Raw genomic sequence first — 20472 nt, forward strand, 5'->3', positions numbered from 1 at the left:
GGTCAGTAACACCGATTGCCAGGCTCAGCCGATGATCACCCCTTAGCATCGCGCACGTGGAACAGCGATACCTCGGCCGCAGCGGCCTCCGCGTCTCCAGGACGGCACTGGGCACGATGACGTGGGGCCGCGACACCGACGCGGACGAGGCCGCCACCCAGCTCATGGCCTTCGCCGACGCCGGCGGCACCCTCGTCGACACCGCCGACGTCTACACCGAAGGCGAGTCCGAACGCATCCTCGGCGGCCTGCTCGGCGAAGTCGTCCCCCGAGACGAACTGGTCATCGCCACCAAAGCCGTCGCCCGCCGCACCGAAGGCCCCTTCGGCGGCGGAGCCTCCCGAGGCGCACTGCTCGCCGCACTCGACGGATCACTGCGCCGCATCGGCGTCGACCACATCGACCTCTGGCAACTGCACGCCTGGGACGCGAACGTGCCCGTCGAGGAAACCCTCTCCGCCCTCGACCACGCCATCTCCGCCGGCAAGGTCCGCTACGCCGGCATCTCCAACTACAGCGGCTGGCAGCTCGCCACCGCCGTCATGACCCCCTCGACCTTCCCGCTCATCTCCACCCAGGTCGAGTACTCCCTGCTTGAACGCGGCATCGAACGCGAAGTCGCCCCCGCCGCGCTGCACCACGGCCTCGGACTGCTGCCGTGGGCGCCGCTGGGACGAGGCGTGCTCACCGGCAAGTACCGCAACGGAACGCCACCGGACTCACGCGGCGCCTCCGCGCACTTCGCCGGGTACGTGGAACAGCACCGCAACGAGCGCGCCGCCCGGATCGTGCAGGCCGTCGCGACCGCCGCCGACGGGCTCGGGACCTCGGCGCTGTGCGTGGCACTGGCCTGGGTGCGCGACCGGCCCGGCGTCGTCGCACCCGTGGTGGGCGCACGCGACACCAACCAGCTGATCGCATCGCTGGAAGCCGAGCAGCTGACCCTGCCACCTGCGATCCGCGCCGCGTTGGACGACGTCAGCGCCATCGAGCTGGGTTACCCCGAGCGTCCTATGCCTTGATTTTGGGGTCTGGTTGTTTGCTGGGGTGAGTTGTGGTGAGGGTTGATTTTAGTCAACACTGAAGCAATAGAGGCTATTGCACAAGGAGGCCAAACGGGTTTCACCCCACCCCTTGCGTGACCTTCGCCCGAACGTCGTGGATGCTGGAAGACCACGACGTATCTCAGGAGGACCCGATCTTGCGCCGGCTCGCTGCTCTGCTCTTGACCACCGCGACGCTCGCCGCGTGCGGACAGAGCGAGGGGTCACAGGACCCGCTGCAGGTCGCGGCGACGCTCGAGGCCGCCAAGCCGGCCCACTCCCCCGCCCAGAACGCCTCACTGCCCGGCGAGGTCACCCCCGGCGGCACGTTCACCGAGGGCGACACCACGCTGAAGTTCAAGGTCAACGGCCGCGACATCGAGCTCGACCGGCTGCGCAGCGCGGTGTTCGAGATGACCACCAACGACAAGGGCGCCGAAACGCGCGGCACCGGCCTGCGGGCAGGCGACGGCGCCACCAACGCCGTCGCGGACCGCTACGGCCGGCTGCTCGTCGTCGACACCCGCGGCGGGGAGTTCCTCGCGTTCAGCATCAACCCGCTGATCATGCGCCAGCGCTACCCCGTCCCCGGCAGCCCGTACGGCATCGCCTACGACGCCAAGCGCGACATCGCGTGGATCACGCTCACCGAGCGCAACGAGGTCGTCGGGCTCAACGTCGCCGGTGGCGAACCGACCGAGAAGTACCGGTTCCCCACCGTGCGTCAGCCCAACACGGTCAGCGTCGACCAGGAGACCGGACGCGTCACCGTCACGTCCGGCGACAACGGAGGGATACAGGTGATCTCGCCATGAACGAAGGGGTGATCGACGGGGACTGGGAGTACCGGCCGCTGCGTCTGCCGCCGGGCATCTCCCGCCGCACCGCGACCACGCAGTTGGCCATCCACGCCGAGTTCGCGGGCTGGGAACTGTCCCGCACGCTGCTCTACGGCGACGGCTCCCGGAAGGTCTGGCTGCGCCGCAAGCGGCAGCCCGCGCTGTTGCCAGGCCTGATCACCTGACGCGGAGCCGCTGAAGCCCGCCGGAAGGTCCCGACTGCTTCCGGCGGCAGCACAATCTCGCGCACGAGCTGGAACTCGCACTCGACTGGTCGCTTATTTCGGTCTGTGCTGAAGTGATTGTGAGTGACGGAGCGAGCATGGCCGATCACGCAGCGAAGATGACTCTTCAGTCAACACTGAAGCAATAAAATGCACCGAATTGGTTGTTGATGTGATCAGATGCGGTGTCATGGAGCTCGTGCCGCATGAAGTCGGGGTCGCGCACAGCGCACTGCCGCACGACGAAACGTCCACCAGAGCCCTGCTCGCCGAAGCCGCGGCGCAGGGCCTTCACACAGTTGTCGTGACCGCTGACGAAGGCGACGACCGTGCCTTGGCCGTGCTGCGCGAACTCCGCGCCGAGTGGCACACCGAGGACGGCCGGGTCACCGCGCGGCTCGACACCGACGCCCAGGGGCAGCTGGCCCACCTGTGGGGCCTGTCCGCGGACGAGCGGGCCGCGTGGCTCGCGGCGTTCCCGCGGCACGACGACCCGAACTGGTGGATGCACCGGCTGCTGGTGCTCAACCACCACCCGGAGTGGGCGCCGCTCAAGGAGTGGCTGGTCGACGAGCACGTCCGGCTCTTCGGACGTCCGCCCGGCAGGGCGCGCCGCTCCCCCGTCTAACGCGGCAGGCCGCTGAAGTCCGGCTGGCGCAGGCGCTGGATCCACGGGACCGGCGCCTCGCGCGGCGTGTCGCTGTCCGGCTGCACCGCCGCGATCGTCAGCACCGGCACCCTCGGCACGCCGACGGCGATCACGTCCTCGTGCACGCCGGCGATCCACATGGTGCCGGTGTCGGCGATGTTCGCGACGACGTGCAGGTTCGGGTCCACGAACTGCACGAGCGCGAGCCGCCCGCCCGGCATGGTCGCGAGGCCGGACACGAGGGTGCCCGGCTGCCACGGGAACAGCGTGACCGGCACCGGCGTCCACGTCTGCGCGGCGCGCATCCCCTTGACGGCGTCGCGGTACCAGCGGCCCAGTTCGATCGTCGACGGCAGCATCAGCAGCGACAGGACCACGACCAAGCCGCCGACGACCAGGCCGGCCGGGGCGACCGGCCAGAGGCTCATCAGCACGATCACCGCGCCGATCACGGCCGGGATGACGGCGCCCAGTGCCGCGTGCGTGCCCGCCACCAGGCCGGAGAACGCCTTGCGCACCGCGGGCTCGTCCAGCGGGCGGCCGAGCTCGTACCGCTCCCCCGGTTCACGGGGCACGACACCTTCCGGACTGACCACCTTCGCGTTCGCCGTCTCCGCGAGGCCCGCGACCCGCACGACGGCCTTGCCCCGGTCGTTCGGTCCGCAGAGGAAGATCTCACCGAACTCGTGCACCATGTCCGGCAGCTCCACGTCGAAGCTCTCGAGCACGGTGCCGTCGGCCAGCCGGACGTAGGTGGCGTACTTGACGCCGGGGTTGTCCACCACGGTCGCCGGGCTGCGCCGCCACGGCTCCTCCAGCAGTCCCCTGCGCACCGGCAACGTCTCGACGCGGTGCATCACCGGGCCAACCGCACCCATCAGCAACAGCAGCGACAACACCACGATCGCCGCGATGTTGCCCGCCACCATCGGCAGGAAGAGACAGCCGACGAGCCCGGCGAGCGACACCAGCGCGACGGTCGACAGCGCGTGCCGCACCATCCCCAGCTCCTGCAGGATCAGACCGGTCGACCAGTCGTCCTTCGCGGGCACGTCCGTCCGCGGTTCCAGGTAGCGCAGCACCTTCTCCCCCAGCTAGGCCTCGGCGGCCACCTCGCGGATCAGGTTCGCGAGCTCCGACGGCCGTTCCAGCGGAAGCATATGTCCGGCATCAGCCAGAATGACCGAAGTCCCGCCGAACTTGGCCGCGTCCGTCTCCGGCACGAGCCGGTCCTCGTCCCCCACGACGGCGACGACGGTCTTCTCCTTGGCCACGGTCAGCCCTGCCTCGCGGTCGTAGCGGTCGACGGCGGGCCGGAACAGCGCGACCGTCTCCGGCCACTGCCCCCACACCATGTCCGCGGTCAGCTCGACGTCCTCGTCCTTCGGCTGGTCGCCGAAGAGCCACCACCGCAGTCCCGCCGTCTTGGTCGGCTCGATCTTCTCCCGCACGGCCCGCACGAGCGGCCCGAACGCCCGCTCCAGCTCCCGGACGAGCTTGCCCACGGCCTTCGGCCACGCCAGCGACGTCTCACTGCGCCCGCTCGCCGCCGTCGACACGAACACGTTGCCCAGCACGCGTTGCCGGAACAGCCGCGGCCGGCGCTCGGCCATGGCCAGCGCCGCCATGCCGCCCATCGAGTGCCCGGCGATCACCACCTGGCCCTGCGGCACGGCCCGCTCGATCAGCTCACCGAGGTCGTCCCCGAGCTGCTCGATGGTCGCCGTCTCCTTGGTGGCACCCGCCGACCTGCCGTGCCCGCGGTGGTCGTAGGCGATGACCTGGAAGTCCTGGCTCAGGTCGGCCACCACCTTGTGCCAGCTGCGGTGGTCGAGCGCGTAGCCGTGCGCCAGCACGACCGTCACCGGCGCCTCGGGGTCGCCCGCCCGCACCACGTTGAGCTCGGTCCCGTCCTCCAGCCGCACCATCTGATCCCTTTCGCCGCGTCGTCTGTTCGTCCTAACGAGACAACACGGATCCGGTTATCGAACGCGGCCGAGCACCACATCCGGCGGCAGCTGCCCGCCGCCGACGCCGGGCACCCCGCGGAACTCGTACGCCGATGACCGTCCGCCGGGCTGGATGACCCACGCCTGTCCCGACGCCGCCCCGGCCAGCACCGACTCCAGCGCGTCCGCGATGTCCGACGGGGTCAGCAGCGGGAACGCGACCGCGTCGAACTCCTCCTTGGCCGCGCCGAGCAGCAACGTGTCGACGAACCCCGGGCACAACGCGGTGACCGCGATGTTCTCCCGCGCCAGCACCTCTCCCGCCGCCCGCACGTACCCGACGACCGCGTGCTTGGTCAGCGTGTACAGCGGGTCCGACGGCATGGCGGTCAGGCCGGCCAGTGACGCCGTGATCACGATCTTGCCGCCGCCCTGCCGCCGCAACGCCGGCACGGCCGCGCAGAGCCCGTAGACCACGTGGTCGACGTTGACACCGATCAGCTTCCGGTAGCGGGCGACGTCCAGCGTGTCGTCCACCCCGGTCTGCCCGCCCCCGATCCCGGCGTTGAGGTGGACGACGTCGAGCCGGCCGAGCTCCCGTTCCACCTGCTCGACGACGGCGGGCATCGTGCCGGGGTCCGCCACGTCCCCCACGATCGCGATGCCGCCGGTCGCCGACGCGATCCGCTGTGCCCCCGCGGCGTCCAGGTCGAGCACCGCCACCCGTGCGCCGAGCTTCGCGAGCCGGCGCGACACGGCGGCACCGATACCGCCCGCGCCGCCGGTGACCAGCGCGACCTGGCCCTTCAAGTCCACAGTGGACACAGAATGCTCCTCAGCTGTTGCGCAGGAATCGGTCGAGCACGCGCACGCCGAACTTCAGCGCCTCCACCGGCACGCGCTCGTCCACGCCGTGGAAGAGCCCGGAGAAGTCGAGATCCGCCGGCAGCTTCAGCGGCGCGAAGCCGAAGTTGCGGATGCCGAGCTGCTGGAACGACTTGGCGTCGGTGCCGCCGGACAGCATGTACGGCAGCACGCGGGCACCGGGGTCCTCGGCGATGATCGACGCGGTCATCGCGTCCACCAGGGCGCCGTCGAACGTGGTCTCCACGGGCGGCAGGCCGACCCACTCGCGTTCGACCTCCGGCCCGAGCAGCTCGGCGAGCTCGCGGTCGAACGCCTCCTCGCGTCCCGGCAGGATCCGGCAGTCCACAGTGGCCTCGGCGGTGGACGGGATCACGTTCGCCTTGTAGCCGGCGGACAGCACCGTCGGGTTCGCGGTGTCGCGCAGCGTCGCGCCGATCATCCGCGACAACGCGCCGAGCTTGCCGATCGAGCCCTCGACGTCGTCGTCGGGGAAGTCCAGCCCGGTGATCTCGCTGACGCCGTCGAGGAACTCGCGCACCGACGGCCGGATGATCAGCGGCCACTGGTGCTGGTCCAGCTTCGTGACGGCGGCGGCGAGCTTCGCGACCGCGTTGTCCCGGTGGATCATGCTGCCGTGGCCCGCGGTGCCCTTGACCCGCAGCTTGAGCCAGCGGATGCCCTTCTCGGCGGTCTCCACGAGGTACGCCCGCACGTCGTCCTTCAGCGTGATCGAGAACCCGCCGACCTCGCTGATCGCCTCCGTGACGCCCTCGAACAGCTCGGGCCGGTTCTCCACCAGCCACTTCGCGCCGAACAGCCCGCCCGCCTCCTCGTCGGCGAGGAACGCGAACACGATGTCGCGCGGCGGCACGATCCCTTCCCGCTTGAAGTGCCGCGCCAGGGCCAGCGTCATGCCGACCATGTCCTTCATGTCGACGGCGCCGCGGCCCCACACGTACCCGTCCTGCACGGCACCGGAGAACGGGTGCACCGACCACTCGGAGGCGTCCGCGGGCACGACGTCGAGGTGACCGTGCACCAGCAGCGCGCCCCGGCTCGGATCCGCACCGGCCAGCCGCGCGATCACGTTGCCGCGGCCGCGAGCGCCCGACTCGACGTACGTGGTCTCGTACCCGACCTCGGACAGTTTCTCCGCCACCCACTCGGCGGCCTCGCGCTCCCCCACCAGCGTCGCGGGATCACCCGTGTTCGTGGTGTCGATCCTGATCAGCTCGCTGACCAGGGTGACCGCCTCGTCCTGCGCCAGTGCCAGCGCGTTCCCCAATGTGCTCACCCAGTCTTCCTATCACCAGTCAGAACACTGACCACCCCGTGGACGTGGTGAACCGATCCAAGGCGTCGACGCCCGCGACCGAGTTGCCGCGTGCGTCCAATGCTGGACTCCACACGCAGATCGCGCACTTCCCGGGGACGACGGCGATGATCCCGCCGCCGACGCCGCTCTTGCCGGGCAGGCCGACGCGGTAGGCGAACTGGCCGGCGGCGTCGTAGGTGCCGCACGTGAGCATCACGGCGTTGACCCGCTTGGCAGCGCTGACACCCAGGAGCCGCGTGCCGTCGTTGCGGACGCCGTGCCGGGCCAGGAAGAGCGTCGACAGGGCGAGGTCCGCGCAGCTCATCCGGATCGAACACTGCCGCACGTACTCGTGCAGCACGACATCGACCGGGTTGCGCATGTTGCCGTAGGAGGCCATGAAGTGCGCGAGAGCACGGTTGCGGTCGGAGTGGTCCAGCTCCGACTTGGCGACCTCGGGGTCCACGTCGAGCGAGGGGTTGCCGCTCTCCTGACGCAGGAAGTCGAGCAGCCGGTCAGCGGCGCCGAAACCCAGGTGGTCGGTGACGACGAGCGCACCGGCGTTGATGAACGGGTTGCGCGGGATGCCGTGCTCGGTCTCCAGCTGGACCAGCGAGTTGAACGGCGATCCGGACGGTTCACGGCCGACGCGCGTCCACACGTCGTCGTTGTGCGACAGGGCCAGCGCGAGCGTGAAGGTCTTGGAGATGCTCTGGATGGAGAACGGCGTCCGGTACTCCCCCGCGCCGAAGACCTCGCCGTCCAGTGTGGCGACGGCGAGGCCGAAGGCGTGCGGATCGATCCTGGCGAGCGCGGGGATGTAGTCGGCGACTGCACCCCCTGGCGTCACCTCGGCGGCAATGCGGTCCACCAGTTGCTGGAGCTCCATGCCGCCAATCCCATCACGGGACCGGCACTACGCCACCGGGAAGGTGTAGAACGAGGTGTTCTGACCGGCCTTGACGGTGCAGGGAACGGTGATCGTGCCGAGGAAGGTCGGCGAGCCGTCGGCCAGGCGCGGCGTGAGCTTCAGCGTCGCGTTGCCGAGCGAGATCGTCGCGGTGCCGGCGTTGGCCAGGGTCATCGCCGGGAACGTGCCCGTGGCGGTGACGCTGAACGTGCCGCTGGACGGCACCGGCGTGCTCGGGATCGTCGACACGGACGTCAGCGTCTGGGTGGCCGACCCGTTGGTCACAGGCACGTTGCTGGTCATCGTGCCGTCGACGGTCTTCGCGCCGAGCCAGGCCAGCGTGGTCGTGGCATCCTGCGACACCGTGCTCGTCACCGTGGTGTCGGACGCCGCCGTCGGCACGCCGACCGCCGCCGAGTCCGGCAGGTTCGCGGAGCTGACCGTGGTCGGCATGTCCTGCGCGCCGATGAGGGTGAAGGCGCAGTTGTAGGTCAGGTTCAGCGACGCGGTCGCGGCGAAGCTGGTACCTGCCATCGCCGCAGTCAGCGCTCCGGTGGCCAGAACGCAGGCAGCGGCGCGTGCGAGGGTCTTCATCTGCAGGGACCTCCATGAGTACGACATTGAACTGCAAGAAGGCGGGCTTTGTTTACTCGCCGGTAATGTAGCCACACCACATTCCGCAGTGCAAGAGGAAACCCGCTTTTATCACCTGCGTACGAATTGACCCGGCGCCTTTTATCAGTCGCGATCCAATAAATTGTGCGCCCGCAGCGCGAGCTCCAGCGCGAACCGCTCCTCGGCGTCCTGCATTCGGTCGCCGAACAGTTCCTCCAATTGGTTCACGCGGTAGCGAACGGTCTGCGGATGCACCTGCAGCCGCGCGGCCACCTCGGGTGCGCCACCCCGTGCCGACAGCCACACCAGCAACGTCTCGGCGAGCTTCGTGCGCTGCCGGTCGGTCAGCGGCCCCAACGGCGCGAGCGCGCGCTCGGCCAGCTGCCGGGCCAGGAACTCGTCCGCGAGCACGGTCAGCTCGACCAGATGATCGGCGCAGTCGAGAACGGGCCGGTCCGGCAGCACCTTCTCGCGCGCCAGCCCGAGCACCCGCCGTGCGCAGGCCAGCGACCTGCGCACTTCTGCGGGAGCGACCGGCAGCCCGATCGCCACGTGCCAACCGGGCAGTGCCCGGCGGATCCAGCGCGACACCGCGGCCGGGTTCGGCACCAGCAGGTACGGCGTGGCGTCCTCGAAGTTCACCAGCACGTCCGGCGGCAGGTCGCCGGGCGGCGCGGCGGACGGCTCAAGCGCGACCGCCGAGAGCCGCTCGGGCATGGGCCACGCCGCCGCCTCCGCCGCGTCCAGCACGGCCTGCCAGTTGGTCGACGGATCACCGAGCAGCAGCTCCATCAGCTTGCGCCGCTTGCGTTCCAGCGTCCCGGCCGCACTCGCCTGCGCGGCCGCGTACCCCTCCACCGACAGGCTCACCAGCTCGTCGACGTGGGCGATCATCGCCTCCCCGAGCACCGACATCTGGTGCAGCGACAGCTCGCGTTGCTCGGCGAACCCGCACACGTGCCGCCACGCCACCCTCGCCCCGATCCGGTAGGCGGCCTGCAGGCTGTCCAGGCTGCGGCCGGACTTGAACTCCCAGGCCCCGAGCTTGCGGTGGATGTCGTCGTGCGGGTCGCGCCCGGCCTCCGGTTCGGCGATCATGTCGACGAACTTCACCAACGCCTGCCGAATGCCGTCGACGACGTTCTCGCGGAACAGGCTGTATTCGGGAATCGATTTCTCGATGGCCTCGAAAATGGCCACCGACAACGGCGGCACTTCCATTCGGAGCAACGGCGCCAGCTCCCGCGGGACCGATCGGCGTGGATCGTCCAGCTGATTCATCCTCGCGAGTGTAGGAGGTAAACGAAACGCGGTCGTTCAGCCAACTGGACCAAGTGGTTCACAGGAAGAACGGCCTTGCGGCGGTGGGCGGCCGCAGTGCTGGTGGAGGTCGTGGGTCGCTACCGCCCGTGACATCTGTCATGGCTTTCTGATGTTTCGCGGCACTGCCTTTCCGGCGTGTCCGCCGAGATCGTGGGCTTATGACGGTGATCGAGGTGCGTGGGCTGACCCGCCGGTACAGCGGGGGTTTCGAGGCCGTGCGGGGCGTCTCGTTCGAGGTGGAGCGGGGCGAGATGTTCGCGTTGCTCGGCACGAACGGCGCGGGGAAGACGTCCACGGTCGAAGTGGTGGAAGGGCTCTCACGTCCTGCCTCCGGCACCGTGTCCGTGCTGGGGCACGATCCGTTTCGGGAACGCTCTCTCGTACGGCCGCGTGTGGGCGTGATGCTGCAGGAAGGCGGATTCCCGCCCGACCTCACCGTGACCGAGGCCGCACGGATGTGGGCGGGGACGTTGACCTCGGCACGTCCGGTCGATGAAGCGTTGGCCCTCGTCGACCTGCCGCATCGGGCTTCCGTGCGGGTCAAGCAGCTGTCCGGTGGCGAGCGGCGGCGCCTGGACCTGGCGCTCGCGTTGCTGGGGCGGCCCGAGGTGCTGTTCCTGGACGAGCCGACGACCGGACTCGATCCGGAAAGCCGGCGCAACACGTGGGCGCTGATCCGTTCGTTGCTGCGCGAGGGCGTGACCGTGCTGCTGACGACGCACTACCTGGAGGAGGCGCAGGCGCTGGCCGACCGTCTGGCGATCATGCATCGAGGCCGGATCGTCGCCCAGGGGACGGTGTCCGAGGTGGTGGACGCCTATCCGTCGCGCATTTCGTTCGTGCCGCCGACCGGTGTGCCGTTGCCCGTCGTGGCGTCGGAGGACGGGGCGGGGCGGGTCACCGTGCGGACCAACAACCTGCAGGAAACGCTGCACGAACTGCTGACGTGGGCGCACGCCAACTCGGTGGAGCTGTCCGGTTTGGACGCTCGGTCGGCGTCCCTGGAGGAGGCGTTCCTGGCGATCGCGGAGGAGGCGGCATGAGGGCCGTGGCCGTGGGGCAGGCCGAGCTGAAGTTGTTCTGGCGCAACAAGACCGCGCTGTTCAACTCGTTGATCCTGCCGTTGCTGCTCGTGCCGGCGTTGATGGCGGCGGACGCTGACGGCGTGCCACTGGTCATCGGGCTGACGGGGTTCGTCCTGCTGATGGCGGTCTACTACAACCTCGTCACCACGTTCGTGGCGCGGCGGGAAGAGCTCGTTCTGAAGCGTCTTCGCGTCGGCGAGCTGATGGATCCGGAGATCCTGCTCGGCGCTTCCCTGCCGTCCGTCGTGGTGGCGTTGGGGCAGATGACGTTGTTCGCGGTGATCGTCGGTGTGATGACGGGCATTGATCTGCCGTCGCGGCCGTGGTTCCTGCTCGTGGGAGTCGTCGGGGGCGTGATCGTGTTCATGCTGCTCGCGGCGGCCTCTTCGGCGTTCACGCGCACGGTCGAGATGGCGCAGGTGACGTCGTTGCCGGTGCTCATGGCGTGCGTGCTCGGTTCTGGCCTGTTCTTCCCCGTGTCGGTGCTGCCGGACAGCGTCGGCACGGTGCTGCGCCTGCTGCCGTTGAGCCCGGTGCTCGACCTGCTGCGCGCGGGCTGGGACGGTGGTCCGGTGCTGCGCCCGATGATCGTTCTGGCGTTGTGGATCGGCCTCGGCACCTACGCTGTACGTCGCTGGTTCCGCTGGGATCCTCGGAGGTGAGCTTGCTCGGCTGGTGGCGGTCCAGGGGCAACGCGGCGCGGTTCGACCTGTTCGTGCGCGCGACGTTCTACCTGAGCTACCTGTTCCTGCCACCGTTGCTGATCATCGGGCTGGCGGAGGAGATCAGCACGGCCGCGCTTCTGGCCATCTCGGCGTCGGTGCTGATCCACATCGTGCTGAGCGTGCGCCTGGTCCACCTCGGCATCGAGCACCACCTCGGCAGGGTCCCGTACCCGCGCCGGCCGCTCGTGATCCTGCTCGTCTTCACCTGCGCGGTGCTGGTCGCCGCGCAGGTGGCGTTCCCTGTGCCGACCCCGGGCAAGCCCGACGGTCCCGCCGACGCCGTCGCGGTCATGATCCTCGTCCTCACGATCACGACCCTGTCCGCGGTGGTCCGTCCGCGCACCCTGATCCTCGCGTCCGCCGCGAGCGGTCTGTTCGTGCTGCTCACCGCGTCCCCGAACCGCGCCGTGTACGTCGTCGCCATGCTGCTGTTGGTGGCGTTCGCGTTCCGGACGACGCTGTGGATGGTGGGGCTCGTCTGGGAGCTCGACCGCTCCCGTGAGGTCCGCGCGAACCTCGCCGTCGCCGAGGAACGCCTCCGTTTCGCCCGCGACCTGCACGACGTGGTGGGCCGCAACCTCTCCGTCGTGGCGCTGAAAGCCGAACTGGCCGCCCAGCTCGCCCGCCGCGACCGCCCGGAGTCGATCGACGAGATGCTCGAGGTCCGCCGCATCGCCCAGGACTCCCTGGACGAACTGCGCGCCGTCGTCAGCGGCTACCGCACCGCCGACCTGTCCGTGGAACTGGCGGGCGCCCGTTCCCTCCTCGCCTCCGCCGGCATCGACTGCCGCGTGATCGGCGACGTCACCTTCGACGGCGAGCCCGCGGGCGCGCTGGGCTGGGCGGTCCGTGAGGGCGTGACCAACGTCCTGCGCCACAGCGAGGCCCGCACGTGCACGATCACGTTGCGCGGCAAGGTTCTCACCATGTCCAACGACGGCGCGGCGCCATCCCCGTTCCGCTTCGGCAGCGGCCTCACCGGCCTGCGCGAACGCGTGTCAGCGCTGGGCGGCTCGGTGTCCGCGACCTCCGAACCGCCGAACCGCTTCGTGCTGACCGTGGAGCTCCCGTGATCCGCATCCTGCTGGCCGACGACGAACACCTGATCCGCGGCGCCATGGCGGCGTTGCTGTCGCTGGAGGACGACCTGGAAGTCGTCGCCCAAGCCGCCACCGGCGCCGAAGCCCTGGCCACCGCCCGCGTGGTCCGTCCGGACGTGGCCGTGATCGACCTGCAGATGCCCGACCTCGACGGCGTCTCCGTGGCCCAGGCCCTCTCGTCCGAACTCCCGTCGTGCTCAACGATGATCGTCACCAGCCACGGCCGCCCAGGCCACCTGAAACGCGCCCTGGCCGCAGGCGTCCGCGGCTTCCTCCCGAAAACCGTCTCCTCCGACGTCCTGGCCACAGTCGTCCGCACCGTCGCCGCCGGCGGCCGCTACGTCGACCCGGCCCTGGCCGCCGAAGCCATCAGCGCAGGCGACAACCCACTGACCCCACGCGAAGCCGACGTCCTGGAACTGGCCCTGGAAGGCGCCCCGATCGACGAAATAGCCCGCCGCGCCTCCCTGTCCCCCGGCACGGTCCGCAACTACCTGTCCTCCGCCGTGGGCAAAACCGGCGCCTCCAACCGCCACGAGGCAGCCCGCTTCGCCAAGGCCCGAGGCTGGATCTAACTCCCCCACCAAGCGAGAACCCGCATGGCACAAAACGTCAACCACTTGGACGGCTCACCCTCGTCCACATCGATCTCGAACCACACGCGCCCAGGATGCCGCCCAGCCTGCAACCACGTCCCGTCCGCCTGCCGAGCCCCCTCGACCATCGCAACCGCCTCGGCCATCCGCGAATCCCTGACCCCGGCCTCCCGGAAGTAGTCCAACGCGTTCAACACGCTGTACTCCCACCGAAACGGCGACCGGAACCGCGACACCCACTCCCCCACCGGTTCCCAAGTGGACAGCCGCCGACACAGGTGCCGCTCAAGCAGGTACTCCTCCCCCACCTCACGCGCCGCGTGCACGCGCCCGCCAGCCCGCTCGTACGCCAACAACCCTTTGAGCGCATTGAGCGTCGAGTGAAACGAAGACCGAGCCGCCCCTTCAACCCACTCGCAGTTCCACCCGCCATCCCCAAGCTGATGCACACGGAACCACTCAGCAATCCCCTCGACATCCGCCCCGAGCCACACCCCGTTGGCAAGCGTCCACGCGTTGATGCACACGTCGACCTCACCACCCCAATAGGGCCGCCCTTCGTACTCCCACCGACAGTGCTCCGCAAGCAACTCAACCGTCCGGCGCCCCCGAAGCACCGCGGCGTCCAACCCCCACTCCCGCAACGAGTTGAGCGACCACGTGGTAGCCGTCCAGGGCTGCCCACCCCCACCCACGTCAAACCCGGCAGGAAAGAAGGCCCCGCCGTCCCACATCCCATCGCCCCCTTGCTCAGCAAGCAGCCGAGCCCCAAACCCCTCACTCGCCACCCTCGCCCGCGTGGCCTCCCACACCGCCTGCGGCTCCCCGAGCAGGTCCCGCTCAACCTGCCACCGCAGAGCCGGATCAGAGTCGAGCAACCACCCCACCAGCTCACTCATGCACCGACCCTAACGCTCCGCACCCAACCGACCCGCCGGCCTGAGGCCCGGCCAACCCCCTACGTCCTCACCGCCGTCGACCACCGCCGCTGACCAGCGCAAACCGCAGGCCAACCCCCCGATTTTGGCGCGCGGCGACGATCATGTAACCTATGCACACACCACGGCGCGAGCCGCGGCAGAACTAAATACGTCCGGGTGGCGGAATGGCAGACGCGCTAGCTTGAGGTGCTAGTCCCCGCAAGGGGGTGGGGGTTCAAGTCCCCCCTCGGACACGTACGTTAAACACACGCGGAGAGGTCGTCGCATAGACGGCCTCTTCTGCTATGTCGTACCTGAGTTCAACTCCGAGATCCTCGTAAAGCCTCGCGAGCCTTTCCGGCTTCCCTTCTGTGATGATTGTTGTCACGTCGTCGAGCCCGTCGAGCCTCGCTTGTACCTCAGCAGCAGTGAGCGCTGTCGGTGCGGGCAAGCCCTTCAGTTCCGCGCTCGCCGCCGCGCGCTGTTCCTCCGCCTCGTTGATCGCCTTCACCAGCGCCACGGGGGCGACTCCGGCCGCGATCGCCGCCTGAAACCGCCGCAATTCGGCCTCGGCTGCCTCAAGCCGCTTCTTCGCGGCATCCCGCGTCGTCGACTTTTCCTCTGGTCCTCCCTGTGACGCGACGAGGTGCACCACGGTCCGATCCATGCTCTTGCGGTCGAAGACCTGGCACAGCCATTTGTTCAGCGGCTCCAGCACGACGTCCTCGGCGAGATTCACCGTCCTCGGATGGTTGGTCAGTGCCGCTGACCCTGGAGCCAACGAGCGCGCCAGGCACCGGTAGTAGGTGTGTTCCTTCCGGATGATCGCTCCCTGCATCTTCCGTGTGCAGATTCCGCACCGCATCCGGCCTTTCAGGATGTACGGCCGCGCTCCGCTGGTGCGAGTGCGCTCAAGCTTCGCCCGTCCTCGCATGCCACCGGCCGCTCGTGACTTCCGCAGTAGCTGGGCCTGCGTGAATTCCTCGACCGATACGAGCGCAGGGTGCGCAGGTCGGCGAGAGCGAACAACGCGGTCGGGACTCGATCGGCGGAACTTGACGACGTGACCGGCCGCCACGTCGTCCGGGTCGAGCAGCGTCTCGAACTTTCGCCACCGGCCGAAGAACGCATAGCCCGTGTAGCGCGGATTCTCCAGAATCGCCCGGACCGTGCTCCCCTGCCAGCCGTCGCCGAGCCGATGCCGGTTCTGTTCTGGCCGCAATGCCGATGGGCACGGCACGCCGTCGCGATTGAGCCGAGTCGCGATCGCCCGGTCACCGAGTTCGCCGCTCAGGTAGTCGGCGAAGATCCGGCGCACCGCCTCGGCCGCCGAGTCGTCAACGGCGAGCACGCGCAACCTGTAGCCCTCGGCTGCCTTGCGCGGGTTCGGGTGAGGGCCGCCGTCCACCACGACGTAGCCGTACGGCGCTCGGCCGCCCTGGTGCCGTCCCTCGTTGACCACCTGGGCATCCATGGCGGCCCGAACACGCGCCTGCACGTGCTGTCGCTCCGACTCGCTCATGCCGCCGAGCACGCTCATCAGCATCTTGTGTGACGGGTTGCGGGCATCGAACTTCCCACCGAGTTCAGGCACCCACAGATCCACTCCGTACGCCTCGAACCGGGGTGCGATCAACGAGAACTGGTTACCAAACCAGCACCGCGTCCCTTCACCGACCACGACGCCGCTCCAGCCCCGGTTGGGGTCCTTCAGCGCCTCCAGCAGCCGAGCCGCTTCCGGCCGTCGCTCCCACGGCACGGACCGCGACTGACCAACGTCGAAGAACTCCTCGACGATGACACCGCCGAGCGGCTCGACGAACTTCTGGGCGTTGCCGAACTGCCAAGCGCGAGACGTCTCTGGGTCTTGGTTGTCCTCGGTCGAACACCGGCCGCTGAACGCCAACGGCCCGATCCCCTCGTCGAGGACGCTCACCGCCTCGACACCCCAGAGGTCGTCAAGCGTTGCCCACGGGTCTGTGCTGATTTCAGCAGTCATCACACCTCCTCTCCCCGAGGTACGTCGAGCACCTCGATCTCGGTTCTTTCGATCAGCATCTGTAGCAGTATGCGGCTTACCTGCCGAGTTAGGACAGGTGGATCAACCGGTACGTAGACCGTGACGCGCTTCCCCTGCTGGTCATCGGCGGTCATGACGACCCACCCGAGGAACTGATTTCAGTTATCGCCGTTCGAATGTCGGCCGTCAGGTAGCCGCGTACTCGCCGGGTGTTCTCGCCGTCCTGGACGTACTGGCGCGTGGGCCGACAGTCGAACTCCGCCATGTCCGCACCGAACGCTGTCGCCTCGACTTCCAGTGCTCCGACGAGTTCGGCGGTAGGCACGAAGTCCCGCTCGTCCAGGCCGTCGCCGAGGTACTCGACGACCGATGCCAGCGGTTCCGGTAGCTCGACCTCGGCCAGTCTCGCCACGGTGCCGGTTCCGATAGCCTTGACCGCCGTCGAGCGGTCGAGTATCGGCGGAACGTCCCGCCCCGCCGCGTGGCCACTCAGCGTCCCTTCTGCCTCCCGCAGGACACGGCCGCGCTCGCAGATCTCCCGCCAGTCCTCGTTGGGCATGTAGTAGGTCCGCACGGTCAGCGCGAGCACATCGGCGCCAGCTTGGGTCTCGCCGTCCGGCCGCAAGATGCCGACGCCTCGATGGGATGGGAGTAGTCGACTGCTGTCGTATCCGCGCGTGTTCATCTGCTCGCCGAGGATGATGTTGCTGTCGCGAAAGTCCATGACGCGCAAGGCGAAGCGAGAGCCGAGCACAGCACGCAGCTTGGTCGGGATGGTCTTGCTGTCTGGTCGCTGGGTCGCCAGAACGAGGATGATTCCCGCAGCCGGCGCCTTCTTCGCCAACCACGTCAGCAGCTCACCGATGTACTCCCCCGCCGTGAGCTTCTTCCCTTGCACCTCAACGGGAGTGCGGTCCTCCAGTGCGATGTGGACCTCGTCGACGATCAGCGCCGTGATCGGCATTGCCAGCGACTGATCACGAGACATGTCCGGCGTCACCTTCGACTCGGGACACGTCACGTCGTCGAGGTCCTGCATCCTCCGGTAGCGATCCTGAACGTCGGCGACCAGCTCGACGAGCCAGTCGAGGAACGCAAGGACGTGTTCGGCGTCGTCGCCCGCCATGAACCGGTGGGCGACCTTCTCTGCGGCTTTCCAGTCCTTGCCGTTCTTGAAGTCGGCGACGTACAGCCGCACGTGGGGGTCCAAGATCAAGCCCGCGGCTGCCAACCGTTCGGCCATTGTCTTGCCCTGTCTGGGAAGCGCGCCGATGAGAAGCGACGTCCACACCAACGGCAGCGTGATCCGCCTGCCGCGTGCGTCGGTACCGAACGGCACCGGCCGCCACGCGTCCCATCGCTCGACCGCCAGCAACGGCGTCCGGATCGGCGGCTTGGCGTACGGGTCCTCATCGGCAACCCACATCGCGACGCGTCCAGCGTGTCCGCCGTTGCCGCGCACGCGCTCGACGCTGAGCTGGATCTCGTCGACTGCCAGAGCGGACGCCAGGTCTTCGCGATGCTTGACGACGTCGGCCGCCTTGCGGGTGGCGGGTAGGTCGATGGTGACCGCCCATCCCCCGCCCTGGTGCTTCGCTCGCTCGACGAGCCGCAGGCTTTCGTCCTTGCCGATCAGCTTCGCGTCACGAAATGCGTCCACCAGGATCTGTGAGTCCATCGTCCACGCGAGCGAGCGCGGCCCCGCAAGAGCGGCCTTCCGTCCGGGATTCCCATCCTTCTGCCTGCCGAAGATCGCCAACACCGCCGAGCCGACGACGCCGGCAACCCACAACACTCGGTGCCCGTAGACGAGATCGAGGATCGCAAGCGAGACAAGGGAAACGGCGGCTACAGCACCGGTTACCTTCCACCGGAACAACGTCAGTCCACGGATCTCGGCGAACTTGTCCGCCAGCTTCTCGGACTGCTCAGCCGCCTCGCGGTAGTCGTGCACCCGCACCCATCGCCGCCAGCCGCGCACGGCGACCACCAGGCCACGAAAGGTGGCTCGGACGAAACGGAACGGTGACCGCGCCAACCACACGAGCCCGTCCTTGGCCGCATACCCGAGCGCCTGCCGTGACTTCAACGCCGCCGGAACGAACCGCGACCGCTGCCACCAGCCCGCCACGCGGTGAGCGTGTGGCGGCTGAGTCACGTCCGCGTGGTCGTCGACGAGTTCACCTTCGAACACCGGTCCGGCCGGAACCATCTCGCCGTTCATGGCTGCACCTCGGCGTTCAGTGCCGCTGCCAGCTTCGACGACAGACCGCGTGAGCACTCCGTCACCTCACGCACCCACGCGGGCGTGATCGTCACGTCCGGCGTTCGAGCCGCTCTGGCAACCGCGAGGTAGTCGTCAAACGACGTCCTCGGATTCGCGCGCTTCGGCGCCTTCCGCCGAGGGCTCGGCGAAGTCGACGGTTCCTGCTCCGCCGTGAACGCGACGACCGCCGAGCCGAGCTTGTCTCGAAGATCGGTCACCGCCTCGGCGGCGACGAACACGACGAGCGGCGGAACCGAGTGCAGCACCACCAGCGCGGCCGATCCGGCGGCGTACGCACTCCAGGTGTTCATGACGTACGTCGCGCCGAGCGTGAACCACTTCGCCGCCCGCACCCAGCCACCCATGCGGACGCCATGCCGGGCCGTGACCTGCTCGGCCCGGAGGATCGCCAGGAGCACCAGCGACACCATCGGGTCGAGCAGCCACGCCGCGCACCAGGCGAGCGACCACACCGGAGAACCAGCCGCCGCGAACTGCTGAACGTTGGTCATCGTGAACGCCAGCCCGAGCAGGATGCCGGTCCAGCACAACCGATCGACCTGCACTGCTACGCGCTCGATCGGCTCGCTCATCGCCGTTCACCGCCTCGGCGACGAGGCTCGTACGTCGTCACGGTCAGCGCCTTGGTCAGGGCGTACGACGCGAACAGCGCTGGCACGGCGAGCACCGCGACGAGCAGCCAGCCGCTACCTCGTTGGGTGATCACGATCCACTGCGCCACGACGATCAGCGCGGCGTTGAACAGCACGCGCCCGGCGAGCGAGGCGAACCGCGCTCCCGTGCGTGCAGCGCTCGCCGCAGCCTTCGCGCGACGGGACGCCGTACGCCACACGAGCACCAGGACCAAGAGCGCACCAACACCCGCCATGACCTGAGTCGGGGTGAGAGTGAGAGCGTTCATGAACGCGGCCCCCTCTCGAAGCGGTCACCGCGACGGAGCCAGTGCGGGTACAACTCCCGCCGGTTGTCCTCGGTGAGCGCACCCCACACGCCGGTGGTCTGCTCACCGGCCGTGCGCAGCTCCAGTTCCAGGCACTCGTGCTGGACGGGACAGCCAGCACAGGTGCGCTCGGCGAGTTCACGATCGGCAAGTTGTTCGCCAGCGTCGGGCGGCTCGTTCGTGAACGCCCACATGCACAGGCCGTCACGCTCGACCACTTCGGCGAGCTGGTCGGTCGGCACCCACCGCAGGCGGTCCAGCGACCACGCGATGCCGATCAGTCGGTCGTCAGTCACGGAGCACCCCCGGACCAGCGTTGGCGAGCAGCGGCAGGAGCCCGCTCACGGGGATGACGGTCTGGCCGCGCCGACGTTCGGCGTGCAGCTTGCCGAGCCGGATGGCGCGGCAGACCTCGGACCGGGTGACGCCGAGGAGCCACGCGGTCTCGCGGATGGTGTGCGCGGAGGAAGGCAGAGAAGTACGCATGAGGAATGACCTTTCTACGAGAAATGATGATTTCAGTTCAATTTGTGCTGATATCAGTTGTCACGAAGACGTGCGAGGTCGCGAACGGCGGATGAAACGCCGTGTCACACCGCAGTGCGCGAAACAGTGACTAATGTCTGCGCCGAGGCGGAGCGCGGAGGAAATACGTGTCGGAGGATTGGGCGGCAGTCGCCAAGGCGATCAACCAGCGGGTGGACGAGCTGGGATTGCGACAGAAGGAACTCGCCGAGCGGTCACACGTGTCGCTCGCGATCGTCCGCGAGCTTCAGCACAACCTCGTGGAACGCCGACGGAGCCCTCGAACCCTCGAATCTCTTTCCACAGCACTGGGTTGGCACCCGCAGCACCTGGACGCCGTGCTGCGCGGCCGCAAGCCCCCCGAGGTCGGCGACCCGGTTGTGGACCTCGCCGACACGCTGTGGTCGCGAATGGACCGTGTCGAAGAGCGACTCGAAGACATCACCGACCGGCTCGACGGCCTCAAATCCGATGTTGCTTCGGTAATGAGCCAGCTCGCGGAACTCTCGAAGCACGTCCGCGGCCGCCGGTAGTTCGTTG

General features: G+C 68.6%; 22 protein-coding genes, 1 tRNA gene and 1 pseudogene. 10 read left to right on the forward strand and 14 right to left on the reverse strand.

Annotated features, from left to right (window positions below; translation table 11 throughout):
* The first annotated feature begins 56 nt into the window (after nucleotides 1–56).
* From ABZV40_RS11490 to ABZV40_RS11505, 4 genes and pseudogenes are all read left to right on the forward strand, one after another.
* Complete coding sequence (locus ABZV40_RS11490) at nucleotides 57–1022, forward strand: aldo/keto reductase (RefSeq protein WP_355438701.1); 966 nt, start codon at nucleotides 57–59, stop codon at nucleotides 1020–1022.
* A gap of 398 nt (nucleotides 1023–1420) precedes the next feature.
* A pseudogene (locus tag ABZV40_RS11495) lies at nucleotides 1421–1858 on the forward strand (hypothetical protein); the annotation flags it as partial.
* Nucleotides 1855–2067, forward strand: coding sequence for a DUF5703 family protein (locus tag ABZV40_RS11500; protein WP_030465938.1), 213 nt, complete (start codon nucleotides 1855–1857; stop codon nucleotides 2065–2067). The pseudogene ABZV40_RS11495 and the gene ABZV40_RS11500, both read left to right, overlap by 4 nt.
* Before the next feature lie 238 nt (nucleotides 2068–2305).
* A complete protein-coding gene (locus ABZV40_RS11505; RefSeq protein WP_355438703.1) occupies nucleotides 2306–2734 on the forward strand; it encodes a hypothetical protein in 429 nt (142 codons plus the stop codon).
* Here ABZV40_RS11505 and ABZV40_RS11510 read toward each other — a convergent pair.
* The 7 genes from ABZV40_RS11510 to ABZV40_RS11540 all read right to left on the reverse strand — a co-directional run bounded on the left by ABZV40_RS11510 (nucleotide 2731) and on the right by ABZV40_RS11540 (nucleotide 9692).
* The gene (locus ABZV40_RS11510; RefSeq protein WP_355438705.1) at nucleotides 2731–3837 is read right to left on the reverse strand and encodes a hypothetical protein; all 1107 of its coding nucleotides are present in this window, start codon (nucleotides 3835–3837) and stop codon (nucleotides 2731–2733) included. The two genes, ABZV40_RS11505 and ABZV40_RS11510, sit on opposite strands and share 4 nt — an antisense overlap.
* Nucleotides 3838–3849: 12 nt before the next feature.
* Nucleotides 3850–4683, reverse strand: coding sequence for an alpha/beta hydrolase (locus ABZV40_RS11515; RefSeq protein WP_355438707.1), 834 nt, complete (start codon nucleotides 4681–4683; stop codon nucleotides 3850–3852).
* 54 nt (nucleotides 4684–4737) lie between these two features.
* Complete coding sequence (locus ABZV40_RS11520) at nucleotides 4738–5529, reverse strand: SDR family NAD(P)-dependent oxidoreductase (protein WP_355438709.1); 792 nt, start codon at nucleotides 5527–5529, stop codon at nucleotides 4738–4740.
* Nucleotides 5530–5539: 10 nt separating this feature from the next.
* The gene (locus ABZV40_RS11525) at nucleotides 5540–6856 is read right to left on the reverse strand and encodes a M20/M25/M40 family metallo-hydrolase (protein ID WP_355438779.1); all 1317 of its coding nucleotides are present in this window, start codon (nucleotides 6854–6856) and stop codon (nucleotides 5540–5542) included.
* A gap of 28 nt (nucleotides 6857–6884) precedes the next feature.
* The gene (locus tag ABZV40_RS11530; protein ID WP_355438711.1) at nucleotides 6885–7775 is read right to left on the reverse strand and encodes a glutaminase; all 891 of its coding nucleotides are present in this window, start codon (nucleotides 7773–7775) and stop codon (nucleotides 6885–6887) included.
* A gap of 27 nt (nucleotides 7776–7802) precedes the next feature.
* On the reverse strand, nucleotides 7803–8390 hold the full coding sequence (locus ABZV40_RS11535; RefSeq protein WP_355438713.1) for a DUF6801 domain-containing protein: 588 nt from the start codon (nucleotides 8388–8390) through the stop codon (nucleotides 7803–7805).
* 144 nt (nucleotides 8391–8534) lie between these two features.
* Entirely contained in the window at nucleotides 8535–9692 is a 1158-nt protein-coding gene (locus tag ABZV40_RS11540; protein ID WP_355438715.1) for a helix-turn-helix domain-containing protein, read from the reverse strand.
* A gap of 200 nt (nucleotides 9693–9892) precedes the next feature.
* On the opposite strand from ABZV40_RS11540, the gene ABZV40_RS11545 reads away from it, so the two are divergent.
* From ABZV40_RS11545 to ABZV40_RS11560, 4 genes are read left to right on the forward strand one after another with little or no spacing between them, the layout of a single operon-like run.
* On the forward strand, nucleotides 9893–10777 hold the full coding sequence (locus ABZV40_RS11545) for an ABC transporter ATP-binding protein (protein WP_355438717.1): 885 nt from the start codon (nucleotides 9893–9895) through the stop codon (nucleotides 10775–10777).
* The gene (locus tag ABZV40_RS11550) at nucleotides 10774–11481 is read left to right on the forward strand and encodes an ABC transporter permease (protein ID WP_355438719.1); all 708 of its coding nucleotides are present in this window, start codon (nucleotides 10774–10776) and stop codon (nucleotides 11479–11481) included. Before ABZV40_RS11545 ends, ABZV40_RS11550 begins: the two co-directional genes overlap by 4 nt.
* Entirely contained in the window at nucleotides 11478–12617 is a 1140-nt protein-coding gene (locus ABZV40_RS11555) for a histidine kinase (protein WP_355438721.1), read from the forward strand. Before ABZV40_RS11550 ends, ABZV40_RS11555 begins: the two co-directional genes overlap by 4 nt.
* On the forward strand, nucleotides 12614–13219 hold the full coding sequence (locus ABZV40_RS11560; RefSeq protein WP_355438723.1) for a response regulator transcription factor: 606 nt from the start codon (nucleotides 12614–12616) through the stop codon (nucleotides 13217–13219). The genes ABZV40_RS11555 and ABZV40_RS11560 overlap by 4 nt, the downstream gene beginning before the upstream one ends.
* Here the strand turns inward: ABZV40_RS11560 and ABZV40_RS11565 are convergent.
* Nucleotides 13216–14139 (reverse strand): squalene cyclase, encoded by a 924-nt coding sequence (locus ABZV40_RS11565; RefSeq protein ID WP_355438725.1) that lies wholly within the window; start codon nucleotides 14137–14139, stop codon nucleotides 13216–13218. The genes ABZV40_RS11560 and ABZV40_RS11565 overlap by 4 nt on opposite strands.
* Before the next feature lie 192 nt (nucleotides 14140–14331).
* Here ABZV40_RS11565 and ABZV40_RS11570 point away from each other — a divergent pair.
* Nucleotides 14332–14414, forward strand: a tRNA-Leu gene (locus tag ABZV40_RS11570).
* Here ABZV40_RS11570 and ABZV40_RS11575 read toward each other — a convergent pair.
* The 6 genes from ABZV40_RS11575 to ABZV40_RS11600 all read right to left on the reverse strand — a co-directional run bounded on the left by ABZV40_RS11575 (nucleotide 14396) and on the right by ABZV40_RS11600 (nucleotide 19893).
* The gene (locus tag ABZV40_RS11575; RefSeq protein ID WP_355438727.1) at nucleotides 14396–16159 is read right to left on the reverse strand and encodes a recombinase family protein; all 1764 of its coding nucleotides are present in this window, start codon (nucleotides 16157–16159) and stop codon (nucleotides 14396–14398) included. The two genes, ABZV40_RS11570 and ABZV40_RS11575, sit on opposite strands and share 19 nt — an antisense overlap.
* Before the next feature lie 151 nt (nucleotides 16160–16310).
* The gene (locus ABZV40_RS11580) at nucleotides 16311–18404 is read right to left on the reverse strand and encodes an FtsK/SpoIIIE domain-containing protein (RefSeq protein WP_355438729.1); all 2094 of its coding nucleotides are present in this window, start codon (nucleotides 18402–18404) and stop codon (nucleotides 16311–16313) included.
* Complete coding sequence (locus tag ABZV40_RS11585; protein WP_355438731.1) at nucleotides 18401–19039, reverse strand: hypothetical protein; 639 nt, start codon at nucleotides 19037–19039, stop codon at nucleotides 18401–18403. Before ABZV40_RS11585 ends, ABZV40_RS11580 begins: the two co-directional genes overlap by 4 nt.
* Nucleotides 19036–19368, reverse strand: a complete 333-nt coding sequence (locus ABZV40_RS11590; protein ID WP_355438733.1) for a hypothetical protein — start codon at nucleotides 19366–19368, stop codon at nucleotides 19036–19038. The genes ABZV40_RS11585 and ABZV40_RS11590 overlap by 4 nt, the downstream gene beginning before the upstream one ends.
* Nucleotides 19365–19703 (reverse strand): WhiB family transcriptional regulator, encoded by a 339-nt coding sequence (locus ABZV40_RS11595; RefSeq protein ID WP_355438735.1) that lies wholly within the window; start codon nucleotides 19701–19703, stop codon nucleotides 19365–19367. The genes ABZV40_RS11590 and ABZV40_RS11595 overlap by 4 nt, the downstream gene beginning before the upstream one ends.
* Nucleotides 19696–19893 (reverse strand): helix-turn-helix domain-containing protein, encoded by a 198-nt coding sequence (locus tag ABZV40_RS11600; protein ID WP_355438737.1) that lies wholly within the window; start codon nucleotides 19891–19893, stop codon nucleotides 19696–19698. The genes ABZV40_RS11595 and ABZV40_RS11600 overlap by 8 nt, the downstream gene beginning before the upstream one ends.
* Before the next feature lie 212 nt (nucleotides 19894–20105).
* Between ABZV40_RS11600 and ABZV40_RS11605 the strand changes: the two genes are divergently transcribed.
* A complete protein-coding gene (locus ABZV40_RS11605) occupies nucleotides 20106–20465 on the forward strand; it encodes an XRE family transcriptional regulator (RefSeq protein ID WP_355438738.1) in 360 nt (119 codons plus the stop codon).
* The last annotated feature ends 7 nt before the right edge of the window (nucleotides 20466–20472 follow it).

This window comes from Lentzea sp. NPDC004782 (assembly GCF_040609115.1).
GTDB lineage: Bacteria > Actinomycetota > Actinomycetes > Mycobacteriales > Pseudonocardiaceae > Lentzea.

Coding starts and splice junctions, on each gene's coding strand:
- ABZV40_RS11515 (WP_355438707.1), bottom strand. CDS start 4,683: ATGGTGCGGCTGGAGGACGGGACCGAGCTCAACGTGGTGCGGGCGGGC.
- ABZV40_RS11580 (WP_355438729.1), bottom strand. CDS start 18,404: ATGAACGGCGAGATGGTTCCGGCCGGACCGGTGTTCGAAGGTGAACTC.
- ABZV40_RS11540 (WP_355438715.1), bottom strand. CDS start 9,692: ATGAATCAGCTGGACGATCCACGCCGATCGGTCCCGCGGGAGCTGGCG.
- ABZV40_RS11550 (WP_355438719.1), top strand. CDS start 10,774: ATGAGGGCCGTGGCCGTGGGGCAGGCCGAGCTGAAGTTGTTCTGGCGC.
- ABZV40_RS11575 (WP_355438727.1), bottom strand. CDS start 16,159: ATGACTGCTGAAATCAGCACAGACCCGTGGGCAACGCTTGACGACCTC.
- ABZV40_RS11565 (WP_355438725.1), bottom strand. CDS start 14,139: ATGAGTGAGCTGGTGGGGTGGTTGCTCGACTCTGATCCGGCTCTGCGG.
- ABZV40_RS11530 (WP_355438711.1), bottom strand. CDS start 7,775: ATGGAGCTCCAGCAACTGGTGGACCGCATTGCCGCCGAGGTGACGCCA.
- ABZV40_RS11500 (WP_030465938.1), top strand. CDS start 1,855: ATGAACGAAGGGGTGATCGACGGGGACTGGGAGTACCGGCCGCTGCGT.
- ABZV40_RS11545 (WP_355438717.1), top strand. CDS start 9,893: ATGACGGTGATCGAGGTGCGTGGGCTGACCCGCCGGTACAGCGGGGGT.
- ABZV40_RS11600 (WP_355438737.1), bottom strand. CDS start 19,893: ATGCGTACTTCTCTGCCTTCCTCCGCGCACACCATCCGCGAGACCGCG.
- ABZV40_RS11590 (WP_355438733.1), bottom strand. CDS start 19,368: ATGAACGCTCTCACTCTCACCCCGACTCAGGTCATGGCGGGTGTTGGT.
- ABZV40_RS11585 (WP_355438731.1), bottom strand. CDS start 19,039: ATGAGCGAGCCGATCGAGCGCGTAGCAGTGCAGGTCGATCGGTTGTGC.
- ABZV40_RS11535 (WP_355438713.1), bottom strand. CDS start 8,390: ATGAAGACCCTCGCACGCGCCGCTGCCTGCGTTCTGGCCACCGGAGCG.